This is a genomic window from Glycocaulis sp., assembly GCF_052168375.1.
GTDB lineage: Bacteria > Pseudomonadota > Alphaproteobacteria > Caulobacterales > Maricaulaceae > Glycocaulis.
Genome location: NZ_JBQLZR010000133.1, coordinates 1 through 4,570, shown reverse-complemented (window position 1 = coordinate 4,570; position 4,570 = coordinate 1). Strand labels below are relative to the sequence as shown.

Genomic DNA, 4,570 nt, shown 5'->3' with positions numbered 1-4,570 from the left:
AGCGATTTTTCGGTGCCTTCGCCATGTGATCTCTGGACCCCCACCTTCGTGGGGGTGACGAGGCATTGAGCGACCCGGGAGCGGAACCACCCCCGCGCCCGCCCGTTACTTTCCTTGCCGAACAGGGAAGGAGCAGGCATGCGGGCATTTTCGATATTTGTCGTGAGTACGATCCTGGCGCTGGGTGCGCTGGGCTATGGCGCGCATCTTCTGGGCGTGCCGGTACAATGGATCATTATTGGCGTGGTGCTGATTGGCGGCATCGCGCTTGCCAGCGGGGCGGGCCTTGCCCGCCGCCGCAACCAGACCAATGTCGCCGTCAGTTCTGATGACAAGGGCGGGGGGTAACTACACTCTCCTTGTCGTTCCCGTCCCCGCCTGCGCGGGGATGGACTCCGGCGGGAACCCAGAGCCGCTTGGCAATGTCCTCGCTCCACGATTTCTGGATGCCCGCCTGCGCGGGCATGACGAGCGTTGAACGTCTCAGATGCGTTTTCCCGGCGCACGCCGGGAACCAGAAAAAAAACTGGTCACCGGCTTGCGGCCGGTGAAACGTCGGACGGAAGCTAAAGCCCCAGCTCCCCCCACATCGCGTCGACGCGGTCGATGATCTCCTGCTCCATGAAGAGCTTTTCGCCCCATTCGCGGGTTGTCTCGCCTTCCCACTTGTTCGTGGCATCAAGCCCGATCTTGGAGCCGAGGCCGGACACGGGCGAGGCGAAGTCGAGATAGTCGATCGGCGTATGTTCGATGATGGTGCAGTCGCGGGCCGGGTCCATGCGGGTGGACATGGCCCACATCACATCCTTCCAGTCGCGCGCATTGATGTCGTCATCCACCACGATCACCCATTTGGTGTACATGAACTGGCGCAAGTATGACCACGCGCCCAGCATCACGCGCTTGGCGTGGCCAGGATAGGCCTTCTTCATCGAGATGACGGCGATGCGATAGCTGCACCCTTCCGGCGGCAGCCAGAAGTCGATGATCTCCGGGAATTGCTGGCGGATGAGCGGGATGAAGACCTCGTTCAGCGCCTCGCCCAGCACGCTCGGCTCGTCCGGCGGACGGCCCGTGAAGGTGGTGAGGTAGATCGGATCACGGCGCATGGTGATGGCGCTGATCTGGAAGACGGGGAAGCGTTCGACCGAGTTGTAATACCCGGTATGGTCGCCATAGGGGCCTTCCGGTCCGTCCTCATCGAGCAGGACATGGCCCTCCAGCACGATTTCCGCCTCGGCCGGCACTTTCAGCGGCACGGTCTTGCAGGGCACCAGTTCGGCCTTGCGGCCGCGCAAGAGGCCTGCAAACTGGTACTCAGACAGCGTGTCGGGCACCGGCGTGACGGCGGCCAGGATGGTGCCGGGATCAGCGCCGAGCACGGCGGCTGCGGGCAGGGGGTCGGGCCGTGCGCCCTTCCAGCGCTGGTAATGCTGTGCGCCGCCGCGATGCTTCAGCCAGCGCATCAGCGTGCGGTCCTTGCCCAGCTTCTGCATCCGGTAGATGCCCAGATTGAAATCGTCCTGCTTGTCCTCTGACGGGCCTTTGGTGACGACGAGCGGCCAGGTGATCAGCGGCGCGGGCTCGCCCGGCCAGCAGCCCTGGATGGGCAGGCGGTCCAGATCGATGTCATCGCCGGTCAGAACGATTTCCTGACACGGCGCCTTCTTCACCGTGCCGGGGCGCATCGCCATCACGGTCTTTGCCAGCGGCAGCATGTCGAGCGCGTCTTTCAGGCCGCGCGGCGGTTCGGGCTGGCGCAGGAAGGCGAGAAGCTCGCCAACCTCGCGCAGGTCTGCCGCGGTTCGGCGCGGCTCGCCGCCCATGGTGACGGCGCGCGCAACCCGGCCCACCGTGCCGAACAGATTGACGAGGGCGGGCATTTCGCTCGCCCGGCCATCGGCGTGAACCGGGTTTTCAAACAGGACGGCCGGGCCGCCCTTCGCGAGCAGGCGAGTCTGGATCTCCGTCATCTCCAGATGGGTGGAGACCGGGCGCGCAACGCGTTTGAGCTCGCCTTCTGCCTCCAGCAGGGCCATGAACTCGCGTAAGGATTTATAGGCCATGGCATGTGTCCCGGCTGACTGCGCCTACCGGTTATAGCGCGCAGATGCGCGCCTGCCAGTGCGGCCATGTGCGCCAGATGTGTAAGAGGGTGTAAAGGCTCACGCGCATCTACTCAGGTTGTGCCGATACCCCCTTTCGGCGCAACTCCTTGACGGAACGGGCCGGCACCCCCCACCGCCGGCCCGTTTCTATTTCGGTCTCGCGCTATTTCGCCTTGCCGCCCAGCACGTCCTGCCATTCGGGGTGACGTTCGATCTGGGCTTTCGCGAACGGGCAGAGTGGCACGATGCGCACGCCCCGGGCGCGTGCATCGAGAACGCCTCGCTCCACAAGCGCCTTGCCGACGCCCTTGCCGCGCCATTCATCGGGGACGGATGTGTGGTCAATGATGATCATTTGCGGGTTGAGGATGGAATAGGTCATCTCCGCATCGGGAAGGCCGTGCGCGCTGGCCACATAGCGGCCCTTGGAGCCGGAAACTTCCTCGGTGATGGTGAAGTCAGGCGTGTCGCTCATTGTCCGGCGTCCTCGGTGGGGGTTTCCTCAGTCAGGCTCTGGGCAGGCTGTTCGGGCAGGCGTGCGGCCAGGGCTGCGTTGGCAAGCGCTATGGAGCCGGAGCTGCGATAGTTCGTGGCGCCAAGGCGCACGACCACCATCTCCGCCGCCGGGATGATGAAGGCAATCTGGCCCTGGAACCCGTTCATCATGAAGCTGCCTTCGGGCAGGCCTGTCTCGAACATCCAGAAGCCGGAGCCGTAATCGCCGTCCGAGCCGGGCGTGGGTTGGCGCACATAGTCGATCCAGTCTTCCGGAATGATCTGCGTGCCGTCCGGCGCGCGTCCGCCATCGAGATAGAGCTGGCCGAGCCGGCCCCAGTCGCGTGCGCTGGCATACATGTAGCTGGACCATTGCAGCGTGCCGGCCTCGTCGGCCTCCACAATGGAGTTGTTCATGCCCAGCGGATCGAACAGCCATTCGCGAAGATTGGCTACTTCTCCGGCGGGCTCATCCCCCATCAGTGGCTCCAGCGCCGAGCCGGCCAGCACGGTATTGCCCGACTGGTAATCCCAGCGTTCGCCCGGCGCAGCGATCTGTTCGCGCGTTGCCGCATAGCGGGCCATGTCCGACTGCGTGAACAGCATTTGCGAGTTCGGGTCGGTGCCGTCATTCAGCTCGTAGCCCGCCAGTCCTCCGGTCATGCGAAGGAGATGGTCAATCGTGATTTCCGGGCGTCCGGCCTCTGCCAGCGCAGGAACCTGACCGGTTGCGTTGATGTCGATCAGGCCGCGCTCGACCAGCACCCCGGCCATGGTCGCAGCCAGTGACTTGGTCATTGACCAGCCGTGCAGCGGTGTCTCGGCCGTCACCCCGTCGGCATAGCGCTCGGCCACCAGGCGGCCCTGATGGAAGATCGCCACGCCCAGCGTGTTGCGGCCATCATCGGTGAAAGCCGCGTCCAGCGCCGCTTCAAGGGCGTTCGAGTCGAAATGTGCATCCCGGTGGGCGCTGTCGACCGTCATCGTATCGGCGGGGCGTTCGGGCAAGGACAGCGCCGCATCGAAATCGCCGCTGCCATGGACCAGCGTGCAGCCCAGCCCTTCGCGATAGACGGCTCTCTGGCGTCCCAGAAAGCCCAGGGCAGAGGCACTGACCGTGCGGGCCTCTTCGTCAATATCGACCCGGACCAGAGAGGCAAAATCACCCAGCAGAGGGTCGGTATAGAGGGCGCGCGCCCGGACCGGATCGAGACCGGACACAAACATCATTGAGCAGGTCTGCTTGGCGGTGATGCCGGTGCCGGTGGGCAGGTAGATACGTCCGATCGACGAGGTGGAGAGAAATATCCAGCCACCCAGTACGGCCAGAACGATAATGCTGCCGAGGACGGCCAGAACGCGTTTCATCAGCTTCACTCCCCCCGATTTTCCCCGTCAGGCCCAATTTAGCCGGACCTTGGCCGAAGCCCTATCCGAATCTTGAAAAGTCCGGCGGGCGGCGCTCCAGAAACGCCGTTACGGCCTCCTTGAATTCCTCAGATGCCAGCTGGGCAGCAAAAACCGCCCCTTCCTCGGCCATCAGGGTGTAGATGCCTTCGACGCCCTTGGTCATGAGGGCCTTGGATTTGCGCACGGCGTTGGGTGCCTTGGCGGCGAGCGCCTGGGCCCGCTTCATGACTTGCGTCTCCAGCTCGCCTGCCGGGAAGACTGCATTGATGAGGCTTTTGGCCTCGGCACGGTCCGCATTCCAGCTTTCGCCCAGAAGCAGCAGTTCCGAGGCAACAACCCGGCCCACCATGCCCGGCAGGACCGCGCTGGAGCCGAACTCCGGCACGAGTGCAAGATCGACAAAGGGCGTCTTGAAGACCGAGCGGTCAGACGCATAGGCGAGATCACAATGCAGAAGCAGGGTAACGCCAATGCCGATGGCCAGCCCGTCGCCGCAGCCGATGACAGGCTTGGACGCCCCCAGCAAAGCGCGCATGAAGCGCTCCACCGGCGGCATG

General features: G+C 64.3%; 5 protein-coding genes. 1 reads left to right on the top strand and 4 read right to left on the bottom strand.

What is annotated here, in order from left to right; all coding sequences use genetic code 11:
* Positions 1-138: 138 nt before the first annotated feature.
* Entirely contained in the window at positions 139-348 is a 210-nt protein-coding gene (locus ACTS2Z_RS05185) for a hypothetical protein (protein ID WP_442572161.1), read from the top strand.
* Between the two features lie 218 nt (positions 349-566).
* Here the strand turns inward: ACTS2Z_RS05185 and ACTS2Z_RS05180 are convergent, their stop codons facing one another.
* From ACTS2Z_RS05180 to ACTS2Z_RS05165, 4 genes are all read right to left on the bottom strand, one after another.
* Entirely contained in the window at positions 567-2,066 is a 1,500-nt protein-coding gene (locus ACTS2Z_RS05180; RefSeq protein WP_442572160.1) for a UbiD family decarboxylase, read from the bottom strand.
* Between the two features lie 205 nt (positions 2,067-2,271).
* Positions 2,272-2,583 carry a GNAT family N-acetyltransferase gene (locus ACTS2Z_RS05175; RefSeq protein WP_442572159.1) on the bottom strand — a complete coding sequence of 104 codons (312 nt, stop codon included), beginning with the start codon at positions 2,581-2,583 and terminating at the stop codon, positions 2,272-2,274.
* Entirely contained in the window at positions 2,580-3,971 is a 1,392-nt protein-coding gene (locus ACTS2Z_RS05170; RefSeq protein WP_442572158.1) for a serine hydrolase domain-containing protein, read from the bottom strand. The genes ACTS2Z_RS05175 and ACTS2Z_RS05170 overlap by 4 nt, the downstream gene beginning before the upstream one ends.
* Before the next feature lie 61 nt (positions 3,972-4,032).
* On the bottom strand, positions 4,033-4,570 hold a 538-nt coding region (locus ACTS2Z_RS05165), incomplete at its 5' end, for an enoyl-CoA hydratase-related protein (RefSeq protein WP_442572157.1).

What these genes read in the sequence shown, in the direction of transcription:
- ACTS2Z_RS05185 (WP_442572161.1), top strand. Translation starts at nt 139, where the DNA reads ATGCGGGCATTTTCGATATTTGTCGTGAGTACGATCCTGGCGCTGGGT.
- ACTS2Z_RS05180 (WP_442572160.1), bottom strand. Translation starts at nt 2,066, where the DNA reads ATGGCCTATAAATCCTTACGCGAGTTCATGGCCCTGCTGGAGGCAGAA.
- ACTS2Z_RS05175 (WP_442572159.1), bottom strand. Translation starts at nt 2,583, where the DNA reads ATGAGCGACACGCCTGACTTCACCATCACCGAGGAAGTTTCCGGCTCC.
- ACTS2Z_RS05170 (WP_442572158.1), bottom strand. Translation starts at nt 3,971, where the DNA reads ATGAAACGCGTTCTGGCCGTCCTCGGCAGCATTATCGTTCTGGCCGTA.